The 17,790-nt window shown below is 55.0% G+C and carries 18 protein-coding genes and 1 tRNA gene; 7 read left to right on the top strand and 12 right to left on the bottom strand.

Going from position 1 to position 17,790, the window contains the following annotated elements; translation table 11 throughout:
• Positions 1–93 precede the first annotated feature (93 nt).
• From ATE40_RS24460 to ATE40_RS01255, 11 genes are all read right to left on the bottom strand, one after another.
• Positions 94–675: a helix-turn-helix transcriptional regulator gene (locus ATE40_RS24460; protein WP_177342833.1), complete on the bottom strand. Its 582-nt coding sequence runs from the start codon at positions 673–675 to the stop codon at positions 94–96.
• A 489-nt stretch (positions 676–1,164) separates the two neighbouring features.
• A complete protein-coding gene (locus ATE40_RS01305) occupies positions 1,165–1,377 on the bottom strand; it encodes a hypothetical protein (RefSeq protein WP_156785394.1) in 213 nt (70 codons plus the stop codon).
• 2,201 nt (positions 1,378–3,578) lie between these two features.
• Positions 3,579–4,559 carry a reverse transcriptase domain-containing protein gene (locus tag ATE40_RS01295; RefSeq protein WP_063918792.1) on the bottom strand — a complete coding sequence of 327 codons (981 nt, stop codon included), beginning with the start codon at positions 4,557–4,559 and terminating at the stop codon, positions 3,579–3,581.
• Complete coding sequence (locus tag ATE40_RS01290; protein WP_063918791.1) at positions 4,552–5,079, bottom strand: fimbrial protein; 528 nt, start codon at positions 5,077–5,079, stop codon at positions 4,552–4,554. The genes ATE40_RS01295 and ATE40_RS01290 overlap by 8 nt, the downstream gene beginning before the upstream one ends.
• A gap of 14 nt (positions 5,080–5,093) precedes the next feature.
• On the bottom strand, positions 5,094–5,570 hold the full coding sequence (locus ATE40_RS01285; RefSeq protein WP_063918790.1) for a fimbrial protein: 477 nt from the start codon (positions 5,568–5,570) through the stop codon (positions 5,094–5,096).
• A 14-nt stretch (positions 5,571–5,584) separates the two neighbouring features.
• Entirely contained in the window at positions 5,585–6,082 is a 498-nt protein-coding gene (locus tag ATE40_RS01280; protein ID WP_063918789.1) for a fimbrial protein, read from the bottom strand.
• 10 nt (positions 6,083–6,092) lie between these two features.
• Entirely contained in the window at positions 6,093–6,746 is a 654-nt protein-coding gene (locus ATE40_RS01275) for a fimbrial protein (RefSeq protein ID WP_063918788.1), read from the bottom strand.
• A 29-nt stretch (positions 6,747–6,775) separates the two neighbouring features.
• Entirely contained in the window at positions 6,776–7,522 is a 747-nt protein-coding gene (locus ATE40_RS01270) for a fimbria/pilus periplasmic chaperone (RefSeq protein WP_063918787.1), read from the bottom strand.
• A 7-nt stretch (positions 7,523–7,529) separates the two neighbouring features.
• A complete protein-coding gene (locus ATE40_RS01265; protein WP_063918786.1) occupies positions 7,530–10,076 on the bottom strand; it encodes an outer membrane usher protein in 2,547 nt (848 codons plus the stop codon).
• Between the two features lie 53 nt (positions 10,077–10,129).
• Entirely contained in the window at positions 10,130–10,675 is a 546-nt protein-coding gene (locus ATE40_RS01260) for a fimbrial protein (protein WP_063918785.1), read from the bottom strand.
• An 84-nt stretch (positions 10,676–10,759) separates the two neighbouring features.
• Entirely contained in the window at positions 10,760–11,284 is a 525-nt protein-coding gene (locus tag ATE40_RS01255) for a fimbrial protein (RefSeq protein WP_063918784.1), read from the bottom strand.
• Between the two features lie 413 nt (positions 11,285–11,697).
• Here ATE40_RS01255 and ATE40_RS01250 point away from each other — a divergent pair, with 413 nt between their 5' ends.
• From ATE40_RS01250 to ATE40_RS01220, 7 genes are all read left to right on the top strand, one after another.
• Positions 11,698–12,519, top strand: a complete 822-nt coding sequence (locus tag ATE40_RS01250) for a winged helix-turn-helix domain-containing protein (RefSeq protein WP_063918783.1) — start codon at positions 11,698–11,700, stop codon at positions 12,517–12,519.
• On the top strand, positions 12,516–12,983 hold the full coding sequence (locus ATE40_RS01245; protein WP_063918782.1) for a hypothetical protein: 468 nt from the start codon (positions 12,516–12,518) through the stop codon (positions 12,981–12,983). The genes ATE40_RS01250 and ATE40_RS01245 overlap by 4 nt, the downstream gene beginning before the upstream one ends.
• A 693-nt stretch (positions 12,984–13,676) precedes the next feature.
• Positions 13,677–13,961 (top strand): DUF3892 domain-containing protein, encoded by a 285-nt coding sequence (locus tag ATE40_RS01240; protein ID WP_063918781.1) that lies wholly within the window; start codon positions 13,677–13,679, stop codon positions 13,959–13,961.
• Positions 13,962–14,093: 132 nt separating this feature from the next.
• Positions 14,094–15,317, top strand: a complete 1,224-nt coding sequence (locus ATE40_RS01235; RefSeq protein ID WP_063918780.1) for a nucleotidyltransferase domain-containing protein — start codon at positions 14,094–14,096, stop codon at positions 15,315–15,317.
• 1 nt (position 15,318) lies between these two features.
• A complete protein-coding gene (locus ATE40_RS01230; protein ID WP_244889061.1) occupies positions 15,319–15,798 on the top strand; it encodes a type II CBASS E2 protein in 480 nt (159 codons plus the stop codon).
• Entirely contained in the window at positions 15,788–16,342 is a 555-nt protein-coding gene (locus tag ATE40_RS01225; RefSeq protein ID WP_063918778.1) for a 3'-5' exonuclease, read from the top strand. Before ATE40_RS01230 ends, ATE40_RS01225 begins: the two co-directional genes overlap by 11 nt.
• Before the next feature lies 1 nt (position 16,343).
• Entirely contained in the window at positions 16,344–17,450 is a 1,107-nt protein-coding gene (locus ATE40_RS01220) for an SAVED domain-containing protein (protein ID WP_063918777.1), read from the top strand.
• 212 nt (positions 17,451–17,662) lie between these two features.
• On the opposite strand, the gene ATE40_RS01215 is transcribed toward ATE40_RS01220, so the two are convergent.
• A tRNA-Thr gene (locus ATE40_RS01215) sits at positions 17,663–17,738 on the bottom strand.
• Between the last annotated feature and the right edge of the window lie 52 nt (positions 17,739–17,790).

The raw sequence follows: 17,790 nt of genomic DNA, 5'->3' as shown, positions 1-17,790 counted from the left end.
ACACACGCTAAGGCTTAATATCAGCCCCTGGATGAAATAAGAAAGAAGTTATGTTAATAATTTGTTATTGCTTTAGAATATTGCCAATCTATTTTATTCTGATAAATTCTCCAGCAACCAATATTGCAGCTGTCGGTTATTCTTCAGCCCCAGCTTGCGCAAGGCTCGTTGTTTATAAGCATTTACCGTTTTTACGCTGAGGCCCAATATGATGCCCGCTTCAGTTTGCGAACGCCCTTTGCGCAGCAGCTGCAACACCCGCTGTTCCCGCCATGTAAACGCCACCGGGCTAGTGTGCGGCTCATTAGGGACGTTCTGAGTTGCGGATATTTCTGGCATTTCCAGCAACGCCGATAACACGCGGCGCGCCTGTTCCAGCGACGCCCACACGGGCAGCACCCGCCAGGGCGACACGACTCCTTTTATTTGTGATGCTCTTCTTTCCATTACCACGCAAACCATGCCACGCCGGTAGATCACCCGCACCGCTTCGCTCAGCGCCCTGCCTGACACACGCACAATATCGGCAGCCACGGTCTGCAAACCTTGGGCAAAATAGTTATCCGCAGCAGATACCGATACCGTTGCTGAACGGGGCACACTGTCCAAACCGAGATTGGGCGCATGCCGGTGGCGACATAGGGCTGCGGGATCATGCTCTAACAGAGTTGGCATTATTATCTCCTGATTATCTCCTGCCGATTTCGGCATGTTCTTTGAAGAAACAGAGCCTGATGGCATATCAACTCATGGTTTTATGATAAGAATGGTTAATCAAAGACAGCAAAATAAATATAAAAAATCGAATAATTCAGAATTTAAATCTAAGACAAGCAATAAATCACCTCACCATTCAGTGTATCCATCTATTTTATGGCTTTCAGCCCTGATTTTTTCTGCGCTATTCAAGCAATAATTTATTTTTTCCACGAAGCAATGTACCCTCCAGCATAAAAATAAAATAACATAGAAAAATCAATAGATAACAACTGAACATTCGATATAGAGGGCAATAACCGTATCACATTGACCAACTTAGCTTCCGGCGGATGAATCAGTGGATAATCAATAGGATATTAGCCACTATAGCAATCTGTTCCAGCTGCACCTCGCAACCCGCAGGCTACCGTGCAACGATACCGTAGTGGCATGGAGCCTGGATAATCAGAGATACTCCACCACGTAAACGAAGGTACTTTGGTATTTGCCAGCCGGAATGGTTGGAAGTGGGGTATCCATCCCGAAGCGGATAACCAAAGGCATAGACACGCCGGCAACACCCAGGATCGGCTTTGCCGGAGGCTGGGTCCATAGGCTGAGGCCGGGTGTGGGGTAAACCATCGACGCCCCAACGACCGACAAACGCACGTTTGTCATTCCCACTCCAACGCACGATAATCCATAGGAGGCATCAATGACCGGAATTGCTTGCGTCAGCGTGATTTCAGTAAGCCCCAACAGATACATTGGATATTTGAAGTTTGAGGCGTTCCTGAATAGGAGGCACTTACCCAGCCATATGCAGACTTGCACAGCTTAATATTTATCGAAAGCCCATTTCCCCACGTTTGGCCAACTCCCATATAGGGTAATGGAACATTCAGGACATAGGCGTTAATGTGTTGCCGTATCGCAGCATCGAGATCTCCCGGCCCGTCTGTCGGAAAGCAGGGATAATCTGATCCCAAACGCTTGCCAGGGTTGGTAGGAGATATATGCTCCGCGCGCCCGGGTTGTCCCCCCCATATTCGAGGCTACGGATATATATTGTGGGCTGATCACGGGAGAAGAGCAAAAATGCCCGGGATCTCTGAGTTACCCTGGCACCGATATTGGGAAGGGATCAACTGATGGCTGAAATAAAAAAGTGCGTGGAACTAAAATGAGTGTGCTTACAATCGGTTCCCACACTTTCTTGTTTTTTACTGATTGCCAACAATTAACGAGAATGCCATAAAGAAATACGTTTTCTCCCCCTCTCCCGGAATCGTCGGCTGAATAGTTGTGTATGCCGCCTTCTAGTCACAATTCGCTGATGATGTAAAACAAAAAATTGCAATCGGTGATGTGAAAGCATAGGTCGAGGTCATATCACACGCATATAGCTACCGTTGTTCTAAACCAACTTTAGGCCCCGGCGAGGCGCCACAAAGACAGAAACATTGGCCTTCACGCTAACAACTTGACTGTAGGTTATAGAAGTCAGAGCAAATAAAAACGAGCTTTTAATGAGTTTTTATTATTCCGTGTATCGACATAGTTTATTTTTGTATAATTACCGGAAAGTAAATATTTAGGTATTTTTTCCCGCTAAACCTGTCTACGACGGTTGCGATCTGCTCATTGTATGTTTATAGACAGATTGTAGATATCGCCCAGGTGCATGAGCCCGCTAGTCGAACCCCAAAAAACCGGTCAGGACTAAAAATACTCCGTACTCATTAACAAACAATAACCCCCCCCTATATGGAAAACGTGGTGGACGCGCCGCGCCAGCGCCGAGGGCGCGTCGATATGAGAAGCAAGGCAGCTGTAAACGGTATCATATCCGCGATTTGCCGTCCCTGACGAAGTCGGTCTTGCGGAGTGGCAGTGTATCGCGGTGGGGTGAACGTGTATCGGTGTCCTAGCGCGGTTTCTCACCAGGACCCGACTGCATCCCGGGATCCGTGTAGCACCGGGGGGGACGTGCAGAGGGGTCCGGTGCGTTACGGATATTCGACTTGGTAAACAAATACCCCAGAGTAGGGTCCGGGTGCGGGGCCACGAATATCCGCACCAACATTGATCGTAACCCCCACAGGATTACCGTCTCCTGTCACATGCGTGGTCCATTCAGGTGTCGTTGTCCACAATTCTAGGCCGGGGACGGGCTGGATGGTAGAGGGTCCGTTGATCGAAATGCGGACATCAGTTTCACTGGTTCCACGGCAGCTGATCGTCCCCAGGACCTCGCGTGACACCGACGTTGCAATCACACCGAGATCCACCTGCCCAGGCATGCGCAGACTGCACGTGATGGGCTGGGTAGGGCTGCCCACTTCCGAGTACCCCAGACTGTAAGGCCACGATCCATCCCCGATGCAGATCTGGAGGTCATTGGATGTGCGTAGGACGGTGTATTCTCCGAGATATTCCATTGCGGAATTGTCGAAGTTCTCGTGCACGAACCGGCTTACTGCTTCGGACAGCCACCCCGGGCCCTGAGTAGGCAGGCATTTGCGAACTTTTTTTAACCACCGGCGGGTTGTGCGACCGTCACTGGCACGCACAGTCAGACAGGACTCATCGCGGTCGCATTCGGCGTTCCCCCACAGGGCACCGGAGACGGAGTCGGGGGAGGACCCGAGGGTCTGTACCGTATTCACATACGCATGCCACTTAGAGGGATAATCGTACTGCACGTCCACTTCTAGAGACTGGGGCACGAAGGAGGGAAGCGCAAATGGCAAATCGTACCCCGATGCTGCGGGGGTCACGGCGAGGAGAGCTAAAAAGCCGCGTGCAGGCCAGGCGTTTCTGTTATCGTTCATCGTCGGTCGAGCTCGCATAATTTCATTCGTCCGGCAGAGCGAAAATCAGCAAATATCATCCAGTGGATGACCCAGCATACGCTCTGCCCATATTGTCCACCGTGCCTCGTACGTTCGCACTCGTTCCGCAGTGTCTGTCGATGACAGCCCTTGTCTACAAGCTTGCTCGTAAAGCCGCGCGCGTCGTGCACGGTGGTTTTCCAGCGCTCTGGGCGCTAGGGTGGACCCCGTGGGGGTAAACCATACCCCCAGCCAGTCAAAACCCTGCGCAATCCTGCCCAGTTGGGTCTTGTCCGGGTGGGTTTCAAAGCCGCCCAGGTCAAAAAATTCATGCAGCCGCTTAACGCTGCGCCGCAGTTGCCAGCGGGTGCGGGTAAACAACAAAAAGTCATCCATATAGCGCGCATACCACACGCCCTCCTGAGCGTTAAAAAAACTGTCTACGTGGTGCAATAAGCTGCCGCCAATCAGCGGACTCAGCGCACAACCTCGGCAAATGCCGCTTGGCGGGGTATAAAACTCACCGCCGTCTTCGACGCTGTAATGCACGTATTGCTGCATCACATCGAACAGCACCGGGTCGGCCACCTGCCATTTCAGCTGATTAATCACCTGCTGTTTACGAATGTGCCGGTAATAGCCGCGAATATCCGTTCGGTAGACAAAGGTGTATTCTCCACCGGCCAGAGCTTCCCGGACTTCCGCCACCAACGCCGCGCTACCGCCATGCCCGCGCAAATGCAGGCAACGAGCCGGTTTTGGCAACAGCGGTTCCGCCTGCAGCGCAGCCCACTTCAATATCAGCGCATCCTGCGCGCACCACTGCACCCAGCTGCGGCCACCACGCCGCAATACCTGCATCGGCGCCAGGCGGTAATGCCCGTTTTGCAGTTGCCGCCAAAGGCGTTCACTCTGCTGCGCCCAGTGAAAGCGCAGATGCCAGATATCCGCATTGGGCGGCGCATGGCGGCGGCGTTGGCACAGCCAGCGATACGCGGCCTGCCATGCCTCAGTGCGGTTATTCATACTCCAGGCTAAAGGTCGCCACCGCACTGAACGGCCCGCGCTCGATGGTTTTGTGCTTCAGCGCCTCCGGCTCGCCCTGTACATAGGCCCGCGCCGTCAGGGTGTTGGCGCCGCTCACCAGCGTCTGCGCCTTACCTTGCTGGTTCACCGGCAACAGCTCGCCCTGCGGGGTTTCCATCCCGATGGCAATACCGCTGGCCTGGCTGGCGCCGTTCAGCGCCAACAACCCCGGCAACACGGCGCTTTCCGTGCCGCTGAAGGTCACCTTCACCGTTTTGCCCAGGCTAAGATCGCACTGCGCCAGGTGCAGCTCAAATGCCTGACCGGGCGTGCGGGTGTTCAGGTACAGGTATTTGTCGATCACCGTGTCAAAATCCAGTTCCACCGTTTCATCCCCCGGCGGGATCACGCACGGCTCCGCCACCAATGCACCGTGCAGGCGCATGTTCTCAGCCGCCATACCCGGCTGCCCGCACAGCAGCCACACAGCTGCGGCACAGCTAACCGCTTTGCCAACCATGCTGATTCTCCGCCTCATTGGTATACCGCCAGCAGCGTAGCGGTAGCCTCAAACGCCCCTTCCCTCAACGTCGCCCCCGGCCGCTTGACCGGCACCGCCTCCAGCGTTGGCAACGCATCCAGCCTGACGGCGATCGGTTGATTGAGGATAAGCCGCTTGCCGTTTTGCAGCAGACGCACCGCCAAATCCTCTACGTTGCTCGCGATCGCCGCCTCGTCGTAATCCGCCGGCGTGCCGACCACCTCCAGGGTCATACTCCAGGCGCTGGCACCCGGCGTGCAGCTAACCCGATAGTTAACCGGCTGCAGATAGTTAACGCCGTCGACCTTGGTCACGCCGACCCGGTTGCCGAAATCAACCTCCACCTCGCCGCCGTCGTTGATGGTGCACGGCGGCGGTTCAATAAGGGTGCCGGAAAAACTCATGTTGTCCGCCGCCCCTGCGGCGCCGCTCAGCGCCATCAACAGTAAAATACCGCCATAACCTGCCATTGCCTCTGCCCCTTTCACTGGTATTCCACCTTCATGGTCGCCCCGGCGGTAAACTTGCCGCCGCTTAGGGTCGCTCCGGCCTGTTTCACCGGCACTGCCTCAAATTGCGGCAGGTTTGGATAGGTAAAATTGATCCAGCTGTTGATCGGCTGCGGATTGCCGTTACGCAGCAGCGCGATGCCCAGGCCCTCCTTGTCGGTTCGTAGCACTTCGCTATCAAAGCCGGCGCCGGTGCCCTGGATTTGCAGTTTCATCGCGTTGTTCGGCGCATTTTTACACTCCACTGAGTACACCACCTCCTGCTTCTTGTAGCTGCCGTCGATGCGGGTGGTCATGACGTCATTGCCGAAATTCACTTCAATCAGGTTGTTGTTGTTAATCACGCAGGGCGGTGGCGCGACAATCGTCACCGTCACTTTGATGGTCGTCGCCGCCTGTGCCTGCGGGCCGAACATCAATACCCACATCACCAGACCGCAGCCGGGCCAGTACCGTCTGAACGTTGCCGTCATGCTGCTTCCCCTAGTCATAGCTGAGCTGAAAATCCACCACCGCCGCATAGGCACCGGGCAGTAACGGCGCGCGGGTACGTTCCGGTGTAATGCGGTAATTCAGCGCGCTTTGTCCCACCGCCAGCGCCAGTGGTACCCCACGACTGCCAAGGCGGATATCCCTGCCGTGCTCGTCGATGATACGCAGCGCCAGTCCGGCGGCGCCGCGTACCCTCACCAGTGCCGGATTGTCAGCATCCGCCGGGGCGATAAAACTGACCGACACCGCCGGCTGCTGCGGGCTCCACACCAAGTTACCCGAACGCGCATCGCGGTTGTTCGACGCCGCGCGCAGGCAGTCGCGCAGGTGCAGCTGCACGTTCACCGGCACGCCGCGGTCACCGGCCTGCGCCAACTGCGCCGTGGCGGTATTCCCCAGTGAGACCGCCTGGTACGCAGAGGCCATCTCCAGCCGGCAGGCGCTTTCGGTCAGCTCACCGCGCACATGCAGCACACCGTGGGCGCCGTCCACCTGCCAGTTGTCCGCCGCCTGTGCCGGCGGCAGCAGCCACAGCATCACCGTCAGGCACAGCGGTACCATCAGCGCCACCAGCGTCACCACCAGGGCATACAACCATTCATGACGGTGATAACCGCCGTTCCATCGTCGGGCTCTTGTTCGCATCGCTTCCCCACCTGTGAGTTCCGTGAACCTTATTTACTGCCCGCCACCGCCTGGCAGTTCGCGCCGTTACAGCTAAACGTCAATTGCGGGCGGCCGCCGTAGTCGTTGACATAGGTCAGCACCGGCGCACTCCCCAGCGCAGAGGCGGACACCTTCAGCGGCGCACTGCCCTTCGGTGGCACCATCAGCGGCTCGAAGCCCGGCGCACTGGCGCCCTTTTTGCTGCCGGCGTCAACCAGCGTCACGTAGTACGGCGTCGGGTTATTCACCTGATAGCCATCGCCCTGTTTGGTCAGCGTCAGCTTCTCCTGCCACGGCGCGGCGGATTCCGGGTTAGTCACCGCAATCGCCTTTGGCCGGTAGAACAGCTTGATGCGCGTTTGCAGCGCCAGCTGCAGCGTATTGGGCTTGTCACTCTTCGGCGGAATTTCACGCAGGTTGAAGTAGAACAGGGTTTCCCGGTCCTGCGGCAGCGTATTGGCCGCCGGCAGCCCCTGTACCTTCACCTGGCTTTTGGCGCCCGGCTCCAGCCGCTGCACCGGCGGCAGCACCGTCAGCGGGCTGCTGATTTTTTTGCCGTCGGCATCTTCAATCCAGCCCTGCGCCAGGTAAGGCAGCTGCTTGTTCTCGTTGCTGATGCTCATGCTCACCGACTTGTCGCCGCCGTTGAAAATCACCCGGGTGCGGTCCAGCGCGATGGCTGCACTCGCCTGCTGGGCGACCAGCAGGCCCGCCAGGCCACCGGCAATTAATGTCACTGCATGTTTGGTTTTCATTGTTTCTCTACTCTTCACTCGTGTTTAACGCCTTACCGTCGGCCACCGGGCCGCAAGGCAGTAACAGGTTGGTTAATTCGCTCGGCGAGAGCGTCTGCGGCAGGGTAATGCCGCACTGCTCGGCGCCGCCCCAGCTCACGCGCATCCCTTCACCGGCATTGATGCCGCTCAAGTACACCTCGCCGTTGTCGTTGACGATGCCCACCTCTTGTCTCTTGCCGTTGCGCACCGTGGCGCCGAACGGCGGCGAACTGCCGTCCGCTAGGCGTATCACCGCCATCGCCTTCTCGCCGGCAACCACCTCGAAGCGGCGGTAACCGATGGCGCCTTCGGTCAGCGTGGCCTGCGCCACGCTCTGGCTGACCTCGGCATTCTCCGGCAGCGTGTTCAGGTCGATGCTGAACTGGTTGCGGTAGTAACTGCCTACATCCACCACCACCGCCTTGCCAAAGGCATTGCTCAGGGTCGGCGTGCTGTAGCCGCGCACAGGAATGCCCGGCACGCCGTCGGTATCCAGCAGCATGCGGGTACCGCCACTGATGCTGCTGCGGTGCAGGGCCGCCCCTTTCAGGGTGGCGGTCGCACCGCCCTGCAGCGATAACCCGAACGAACTGTATTGGCCGGCCTGGTAGCTGGCGCTGGCGTTCATCTGGCTGATATCACCGCTGTGGCTGTAGTAGCCGCTGACGGTGGCGCCGCTGCGCGCGCTGCCGGCGCTCACCTGATAGGTGTCGCGCTCATTCAGCCGGTCGTAGTACCCCACCTGCTGGGTGGAATCGTTGCGGTTGTAGCTGCCGCTGTAGCTCAGCGAGCCGTTGCGGCCCCACGGCAGCGACAGTGACAGGTACATGCCGTCGTCGTTGGTGCCGTTATACTTGTTGCGGTAACCGGTCAGCGACAGGCTGATGTTCCGAAAACGCCCCAGGTCGAAATAACGCGACAGCGTCAGGTTGTAACGGTCGTTCGCCGGCCGGTCCCAGTAGGTCTGGTGGTTGTAGTTGAGATAGGCGCTCAACCCCAGGTCCCGGAACTGCTGGTTAAAGGTGATGGTGTACATCTCCTTGCTGCTGTTATGGCGCGTGCCGTACGTACGAGCATCGAGGTACTCGCTCATCGACATGTAATTGCGCTCCGAGAAGCGGTAGCCGGCGAAGGTCACCTGGCTGTCGTAGTCGTCAAAGCGCTTGGAGTAGCTCAGCCGGTACGAGCCGCCGCGCAGCGTGCTTTCTTCCGGCAGGGTGGCGCGCGACTGGGTGACGTCGAAGGAGAGCGCGCCGAACATCATCAGGTCGCGCCCCACCCCCAGCGCCAGCGCGTTGTAATCGCCGCCCGCCACGCCGCCGCCGTACAGCGACCAGCCGTTACTCACGCCCCAGGAGAACTCGCCGGTGCCAAACATCGGCCCGTTGCTGTGATGCTCCCAGTCCGCCGGTCGGCCGGCCGCCAGCTTGTAACGCACCGAGCCGGGACGGGTCAGGTACGGGATACTGGCGGTGTCCATCTTGAACTCCTGCACGCTGCCGTCCTGCTCTTCCACCCGCACGTCCAGCTGGCCGCTGACCGCGTCGTTGATGTCCTGAATACGGAACGGCCCCGCCGCCACCTGGGTCTCGTACAGCACGCGCCCCTGCTGGCGGATAACCACCCTGGCGTTGGTGCGCGCCACGCCGGTCACCTCCGGCGCATAGCCGCGCAGGTTGGGCGGCAGCATGTTGTCGTCAGTCACCAGGCTGGCGCCGGCAAAGCGGAAACTGTCAAAGATGTCGGAGTTTAAATAGTCCTCCCCCATCGTCAGCCGGGCGCCCAGTTTCGGCAGTGCGCGATAAGCGTAGTAACGGCTCCAGTCCCAGCTGGAGCGGGCCGATTTTACGGCGCCACTCTGGCGGTCCAGCCGCGACTGCCAGTCGGCGCGCAGCCGCCAGGCCCCCAGGTTGCCACCCAGCGTGCCGTTGCCGCTGAGGTTATAACTCTGCGTACCCTGCTTTTGCTGGCGCTGGGCCTGCCCGTTCAGGTTGTAGTCGAACAGCAGGCCGGGAATACCCTCGTCCCAGCGCGACGGCGGGTCCCAGTTCTCGGCGGTGTACTCCAGGTACGCCTGCGGAATACTCAGGTATAAGGCCGCCGCCCCCAAATCGCCCCGCACCTCCATCCCTTCCAGGCTCTCAGGGTTCATGCACTGGTTCTGGTGCCACCAGGTGATTTTTTGCAGGGCACTCTCTTTCAGCCCCAGCTGTTCAACCAGCTGCGGCGTTATGCAGGCTTCACTGCCTTTGGCGTCATCATCCGGTGGGTAATACACCACCGGCTGATCGGGTAATGTTTGCTTATTGATATGTACGGCAAAGAGATAATCGCCGGGCATGATAAAATTGCCGCGAGAAAACTGCTCCAGGTCAATATTGGCGCGATCCGTCACATCCAACACGTCGGTATTGAATTCAATATCAGCCGCTACAGCGCAAACAGCGTTCCCCGCCAGAATAAAGGCGATCAACAGCCCCAATATTTGCGGTCGTATTTTCCCTATACAGCCATATGACGGAGTAACTAACATCCGCAGACCCTTATCAATAATTATTTAACTCGCCGTGGCAGCGCCAGGCTGATTCAGTAGTAATCCATTTTAAAGCGCACGGTGGAGTAATAACTCCCGGCTTTCATTACCTGGTTATTTCCCATCAGCCGCAGACCATAATTAAATTCCATCGTGCCGGGTTGAATGTCATTTTTTGCCATGGGTACTCCCGGCATGGCGATATTTCCCTGCTTATCGGTAATTTGCAAGGCAATACCTTTCGCATTACCGTCTATACCAAATAATCCGGCATCGTCTCTGCCGTCAAACGTCACGGCAAAATAGCGCCAGTCATCCAGCGCAGAATTAAATCTTTCTAATGTGCAGTTCACCAGCTTAATATTGAACTCATGCCGTTCGCTCTGGCCGTCGCGAATAATCTGGCTGACGGGCAATGTCGCCAGGGTGATGGTCTGGTCAAGGCTGTCGGTATCAATGGCGCAGGCCGAGGCGATAATCCTGCCATTCACGGTCACTTCGCCACGCCCCTGATTGGCGGAGTGCGCCAGGGAGGAACACAGCAACAGATTAACGAACACCGCGCTGTGCAATATCCTTTTGCCACGCTGTGAGTGCATACCCACATCTCCACATAACGCGTTAATAAGCAGCATGCGGGTTACCCCGCATGCAATTAACCGTGCGAATTAATCGCCGTGGACTTACTGGTACGCCAGGGTAAAGTCGGCAACAGAGTTGAACTCACCCGGGACGATGGCAGCCGAGGCACCGTCGCCCTGCAGGTGGGCGCTGAAGCGCAGGGTGGCCTGACCGTCTTCAATTTTTTGTGCCTTGCTGGCGGTGGTCAGCGGCAGCAGTTTACCGTCGAGGTCGTTGATGGCGATGCTGGCGCCGCGTGCGGTGCCTTTCATGGCCAGCAGGCCAGGCGCCGCTTCAGACTCTGTGCCGCTGAAGGTGGTGGTTACGGTTTTAGCAGTTTCCACATCGCAACCGACCAGTTTGATCAGGATATCTTGCGGAGTAGACTTGCCGCCGTTTTTCAGCTGTGCGGAAGCGATATCACCCAGTTTAACGGTCTGATCCAGAGAGCCTGGCTCAATAGAGCAAGGCGCATCAATGATGGAACCTTTAAAGGTAACGGTACCGCCCCCCTGATTGGCCGCGTTAGCCATAGAGATAGTGCCCAGAGTCATTACAGCCGCCAGCATGATTTTGTTCAGTTTCATCGTGTTAATTCCATATATACAATAAATTTAATAGAAAAGAGCCCTGCGCAAACGGCAAACGCCCTACTCTCTCTTTTTGTTTCACCTTCTTCACCGGCGCAGTCGGGAGACGTTTTCCCCGCTGATTCGGCGATGTGTAAATGCTAACGCTCAACCGTCAAGCTAGCAAAATAAACTAAATAAACATTAAAATACGATATTAAAACCCAAAAATAACAATATATTTATATTTATATTCCAATTTTTATCAAGAAAACGACAGGTTAAGGAATTTAAAACAAACAGGAAAAATATAATTTTTCTATTTTTATATTTAACTCAACTCAAGATAAGATTTTTCTTGAAAACTTTATGCCGTGCGATAGGATATTGACTAATTCAAACACCAGCCCCCTTACGCGAAATCGATAAAAATGAAATACATAATAAATAAATTCGTTGTTTTTGATTCAAATGAACTGACGCTTCATCTTTATGAGAACAGCCAGGTAGTTACCCGACTGACTAAACCTGCCACCCGTTTGCTGTTGGAGCTAATACAAAACAACAGAATCAGCATGGCCAGAGATGATTTACTTGAAAAGGTATGGCTGACGTATGGATTCGCGGCTTCCAACGCCGGATTGAATAATTACATTAGCGAGTTACGCAAGGCCTTCTCTTTATTGGGCTGCGATCACGAAATCATTATCACTATCCCTAAGTTAGGTTTCAGGCTGGAGGCAGAGATTGACCTGTTTGATTCCAATATCGTACCTAGCGGATTAGCGACCGTTGCAGATGAAAAGGCTTCTTCTGAAAATAATGATGTAGCTCTGGACACCACGCTGGAAGAACACTCTATTCCTGAACGTTCCCCTTCATTCTTGCGCCAGAGAGTCATTATCTTTTCAGCCGTGATTATCCTTGGCATTATAGTTGCTATCGTTATCCTGAAGATGACAAATCAAGACGGCTATCCTTACCAGAAGATCGCCACCCTCGACCAATGTGAAATTTATGGGCTGGGGAAACTGCGGCACAGTCTCAATAATGAGTTAACTGTACGCATAAGTGGGATCCTAAAGCACGAAGAGGTAGATTGTAAGAACATCCCCAGCGATGTTTTCTATCTGGAGGATCGAATCAATAAAAACTCCGTTCGGGCCGACCTGGTATCCGTTTGCAGCAAAACCGGTGGCCACCATTACGATACGTGCTTCAATATCAAAAGCCAGAGAAACACATCAAAATGAAAAAACTGCTTATAACGGTCAATACCCTGTTGTTTCTGTTATTTTTTTCGTTCGGCATGCATGCGGAAGAACCTTTTAAGTGCACCTCACACTACAAAACGTTCATACAAAAAGACAAAGGATTCACGCTGTTTGATGGCCGCCTCACCCTGTTCCTGAAAAATGAACACGAAGGTTTTTTTAGCCTGCTGGGGAAAGTCAAAACCGATGAGAACAGCTACCTGCTTTCCAGATTCAGCTATTTTACTCTGGCGCCGCAGAAGATAAATCAGGTCAAACAGGCGAATATCAGCAAGGTGATTACGCATCCGAGCGACACCACGCCAGAAGACCTTTGGCTGGCGGACATCTTACCGGCATTGCCCGGCATCGATTTTCAGATAGAGATATGGCGCCTGAAAGATAACCTGATATTGGTAAAATCCATCAATACCGGCTATCTTATCTGCGCGGCGGACCGGTAATTTATCTCAAATAGCTAAATTAGCATCGGTGATCGCCTGGATGACCGATGCTTAGCGGCCGTTCACCTGTGTAGATCCCACACCACAAAACCGCCAGATCATATCATCCTATTTTTATTTATAAATCAGCCGCCTGACGAGCAGCATATATCGGGTTTGCTTGGCTCTAGCGAATCCATCAGACGCCATCTGTACGATGGTGCCGCTCATGTAACTGAGACGCAAATGGCTGTGACATGGTTAGCTCAGTCGCTTGACCAGAGGTGCCTCTCATAGTTTATGAGAAAGCAGGCTGCCATATGCCAAGTAAACAATAACATTTCTTATTTTTTCAGTTCATTGCTGGCTAAAGCCATTCGCATCAACAGAAACACGCCCTATTAATCTCATAGCGAAAACGCTAAGAAAACCTCGCCTAAAAATATAATTTACAAATATTATTCATCAAAATTATAAAATAACGCACTCAAAAATAAAAAAACCTTATTTAATATTGACTTTAATAAAAACAAAAAACATGATTAACACGGCTAATATAATTAGCCTCACCATCAATAAAAGCCAACTTATCATTAGTTTACTATGGATTCATTACGGCTGTTTCGCACAGATTATCTAAAAACACATCAAGCCTCATAGTTAAACCTTACCATTGCGCCTATGCGTAAATATTCCGAGAATCAAGGAGTTTCTATGTCAGACCATCAAGTTACCTGTATCAAAAAATCCGACCGTCAAAATGCGCATGAGCGCATTCAGGCTATCGGCGGCGTCAATGCTGATGGCACCCGCTGGTCACTGCCCCAGGCAGATGCCATTGCCGGTATCGAGGCAGGCACCTGGCGTTTTTGGGTCACTGCCAATGGCCATTCCGTCTGGGTGATTGTCTCAACCAGCGCGGCGGGCAATAAATACCTCAAAACGCAAAATGACGGTGAACAGCCTAATAACCTGCTGAGCCTGCCGGAATGTCCCTGACGTCACCCGAGTTTCATGACTGATAAGGTTTGTGGGCCCGCTTGCGGCCCATCGCTTCACCCCTTTTTATTATTGGCCGCTGTGGCGTTCTCACGCCCGCAGTACAGCGGCCCCATAGCATAAGGAAATACTATGTACGGTTCCACTACCGCCAGAAACCTGCCGGCAGGAAAAAAGCAGCGTATCGCCGATTTATTATCGCAAATTATTGAAACGCTGGATCTCACCAAAACCCAATATGCCAACATCGAAAGTGCCTATAACGGGGTCGGCACCTTCCTGGCTGAAGGCGACGATCCGCTGCTGCAAGACGCCGTTATTTACCCGCAGGGCAGCGTGCGGCTCAACACCACCGTTAAGCCCAAAAATGAAGAGCAATACGATATTGACCTGATTTGTTATCTGCCACATGCCACCCAGGCGGATTATACCGGCGTGATATCGGCCATTCGCCAACGGTTGGAATCACATAAAACCTACAAAACGCTATTAAGTGAGTTACCGCGCGGGTTTCGCATCAATTACGCCGGGGATTACCATCTGGATATCACGCCGGGGCGCGATCACACCGGCGCAGCACATCCGGGCCAGCCGCTGTGGGTCGTGGATGCACAAACCGCCTGGAAGGAGTCCAACCCCAGCGGCTACGCCGAGTGGTTCGAGAGCAGCGCCAGCGTGCAGCCCCTGCGTACCATTTTGGTCATGGATTCAGCGAGCCGCGTCGGCACCGAGGCGCTGCTCCCGCTGCCGGACAGCAGCAATAAAAAACTGCTGAATCGCATCGTACAAATTCTCAAACGCCACCGTGACGAATGGGCCGCAGAGCAGGATGAGGTCCAGCAGCGCTGCCGCCCAATTTCGGTCATCATCACCACGCTGGCGTGCCATGCCTACAACCACATCATTGCTGACAGGCGCGCCTACGACAACGACCTGGATATTCTGTTAGACGTACTGGAACTGATGCCGGATTTCATCGTGTCGACACAGGGAGAGATACAGGTCAGCAACCCGCACATGCCGGAGGAGAACTTTGCGGAGAAGTGGAACCGCTCAGAGCAGGATGAGGGCCCTCAGCGCAGCGAAGCCTTTTACCAGTGGCATGCCGCGGCCCAGGCGACGTTTAACACCATCGCCGCCAGCGTGGGGGAAGATAACCTGTTCCTGAGCCTCGAAGACAGCTTCGGCAAAGACCCGGTCGATGTCGTCAGGCAACGTCTGATGGAGCATATGCAGTCAGCCAGAGAACAAGGCAGCCTGCATCTGGATAAGAAAACCGGCGGGCTGATTGCCACCGGCCTCGCCGGTACGGCGGCCCAGGCCGGCGTGCCTAAAAACACCTTCTACGGTGAATAACGTGGTTATCAGGCATCACTGCAAACCGCTGCCCCTCGCTCAGCAATATCACGCGTTGAAAGCCGGCGGCCCGTATGAACGGCTGCGCATTATCCATCACGACCGCACCCTGCTGTGGGAAGGGTGGCTGCAACCCTCGCTGTTCAGCCGCCGCTACAAGGTCGCGGTCCGGTACAGCCTCGGCACCCCACCGATTTGCGTGGTGACAGAGCCTGACCTTTTCGCACTGGCCGACACGCGGGCCATCCCGCACCTGTATCCCGCCGACAAGCATATTCCCGGCGCCAGGCTGTGCCTGTTTTTGCCCCGTTCACAGGCCGACGACGGGCTCAGCGAATGGCGCGCCCAGTTAAAAATCAGCGACACCATCATTCCCTGGGCGTCGCTCTGGCTGTTTTATTTTGAACAGTGGCTGCACACCGGCCGCTGGGAAGGCGGCGGCAAGCATCCACGCCCCAGCGAGGTTAAAAATGAGCGTTGAACATGAAGGCTTTATCTCGGTCGATATTGAAACCGCCGGGCCCATACCCGGCGTGTGCAGCCTGCTCTCCATCGGCGCCTGCGTCATCGACCGCCCGGCGGAACGCTTTTACATTGAAGTGCAGCCGCTGAATCTGCATTACGATCCTGAGGCGTTGGCCGTCACCGGTTTCAATCTGCATACCCAAATAACGCGCGGCACTGACCCGGAAGAGGCCATGCAGCAATTTGCCCACTGGGTAACTTCCGTCACCGACGCCAGGAGCAAACCGATTTTTGTCGGTTTCAATGCGGCGTTCGACTGGTCATTCATCAATTACTACTTTCACGTTTATCTCGGCCATAACCCGTTTGGCTTTGCCGCCCTCGATATCAAGGCTCTGTACATGGGCGCCACCGGCTGCGACTGGCAGGACACCCGCTCCAGCCGTATCGACGCCCGATTTAATCTCAAAAACCACGGCAGCCACAACGCGCTGGATGACGCACTGTATCAGGCCGAGATGTTTGTGAAAATCAACGCACACATGAGGGAAAAACGCTGACATGGAAACGGTAAAATACATTCTGATCAAGCTGGTCGACTGGAAAACGCGCCAACGGAAAATCCAGTACCTCATCATGCTGCTGGGTGCCGGGCTCCTGGGGGGGAACAACTTGCTGGGGAAGGCGTTAACGCTGGAGAAAGGCGATGCCCGCTTTTCGCTGGCCGTCTCGGAGGGGAATGTCATCTCGGACTCTGCCGTCACGTTTGTGGCGGTGTTTATCATTCTGGGGGGATTTGTCTGGCTGCTGGTCGACGCCTACCGGGAGGCTAAAATCACGGTGCGCAAAAAGGGGGTGGTCATCGAAGGGAGAGCGCTGCGCAAAGTCGCGACAACGCCGCTGCACAAAACGGTCTCGCGTCATTTCAACGGAAAGATAGACGCATTAACCCTCGATATGACGCAGCGGATGCGGGATGGCGCAATCAGTCACCCGGAAGAGGCCTTTGACGACAATATCAGCACGCTGGCCAGCAATATCGCCACCCGCATTGACGGTATCGACCATCAGGACTTGACGCTGGTGTATGGCGGGCAATTGCCGGTTCCGTTCACCTTCTACATTGGCGCCATTCTCGATGACAATGGCCCGGTCTGCGTCTATGACTGGGACAGAGCGCAAGAGGCCTGGCGGTTGATTGACAACAAGGCCGACGACGACGGCGACGATTTTACCCTGATGGAAAGCCTCGTCACCTCAGCGGCCAAAGATGTGGTGCTGGCGGTCTCGGTGTCCTACCAGGCGGACATTGCGGCCATACGCCAAACCTTCCCGGCCTACCCGCTGTCGCATCTCTCCCTGAGCTCCACAACGCTCGGTAATCACTGGTCGCTGTCCAAACAAACCCGGCTGGCGCTGCAATTTATCGAGCAGGTCAAAATGCTGACGGCGTGCGGCGCCGAACGCATCCACGTGATTTTGGCCGCCCCCAGCAGCATTGCGCTCAATTTTGGCCGCCGTTATGACCACCGCAACCTGGCGCAACTCATTGTTTATCAGTATGAGAAAGAACAGCAGCCGGCCTATCCTTGGGGGGTCGTGATGCCCACGCAGGCTCAGCGACGGGGCGCGGTGGTTAAGCCTCCCGCCGTTTCCTCATCCGGCTGACTGTCAGAGTGTCATGCGGTTGAGAGGAAAATAACGTCGCTGTGCTGGGAGAGTGTTATTACATTCTCTCAGCGTTTACGGCACCACATAGCCGAAGGCCGTCAGGTGCGTAATATGCCGTGAGCCTTTTCCAGCATCAACGCAAGCTGGCGTGGTACACAACGCTGCATTGCAATGCTTGCAAGAGAAACAGAGAGAATCTGAAGAAGAGATGGTGCCGATAATAGGAGTCGAACCTACGACCTTCGCATTACGAATGCGCTGCTCTACCAACTGAGCTATATCGGCATCGAGCCGGGCCTGCGGGGCAAGCCGGAAGTGCGTTGAACAAGGTAGACCT

The organism is Serratia surfactantfaciens (genome assembly GCF_001642805.2).
In the GTDB taxonomy this organism is placed as follows: domain Bacteria; phylum Pseudomonadota; class Gammaproteobacteria; order Enterobacterales; family Enterobacteriaceae; genus Serratia; species Serratia surfactantfaciens.
The sequence above is the reverse complement of the archived record's forward strand: the minus strand, read 5'-3'. Positions and strand labels throughout refer to the sequence as shown.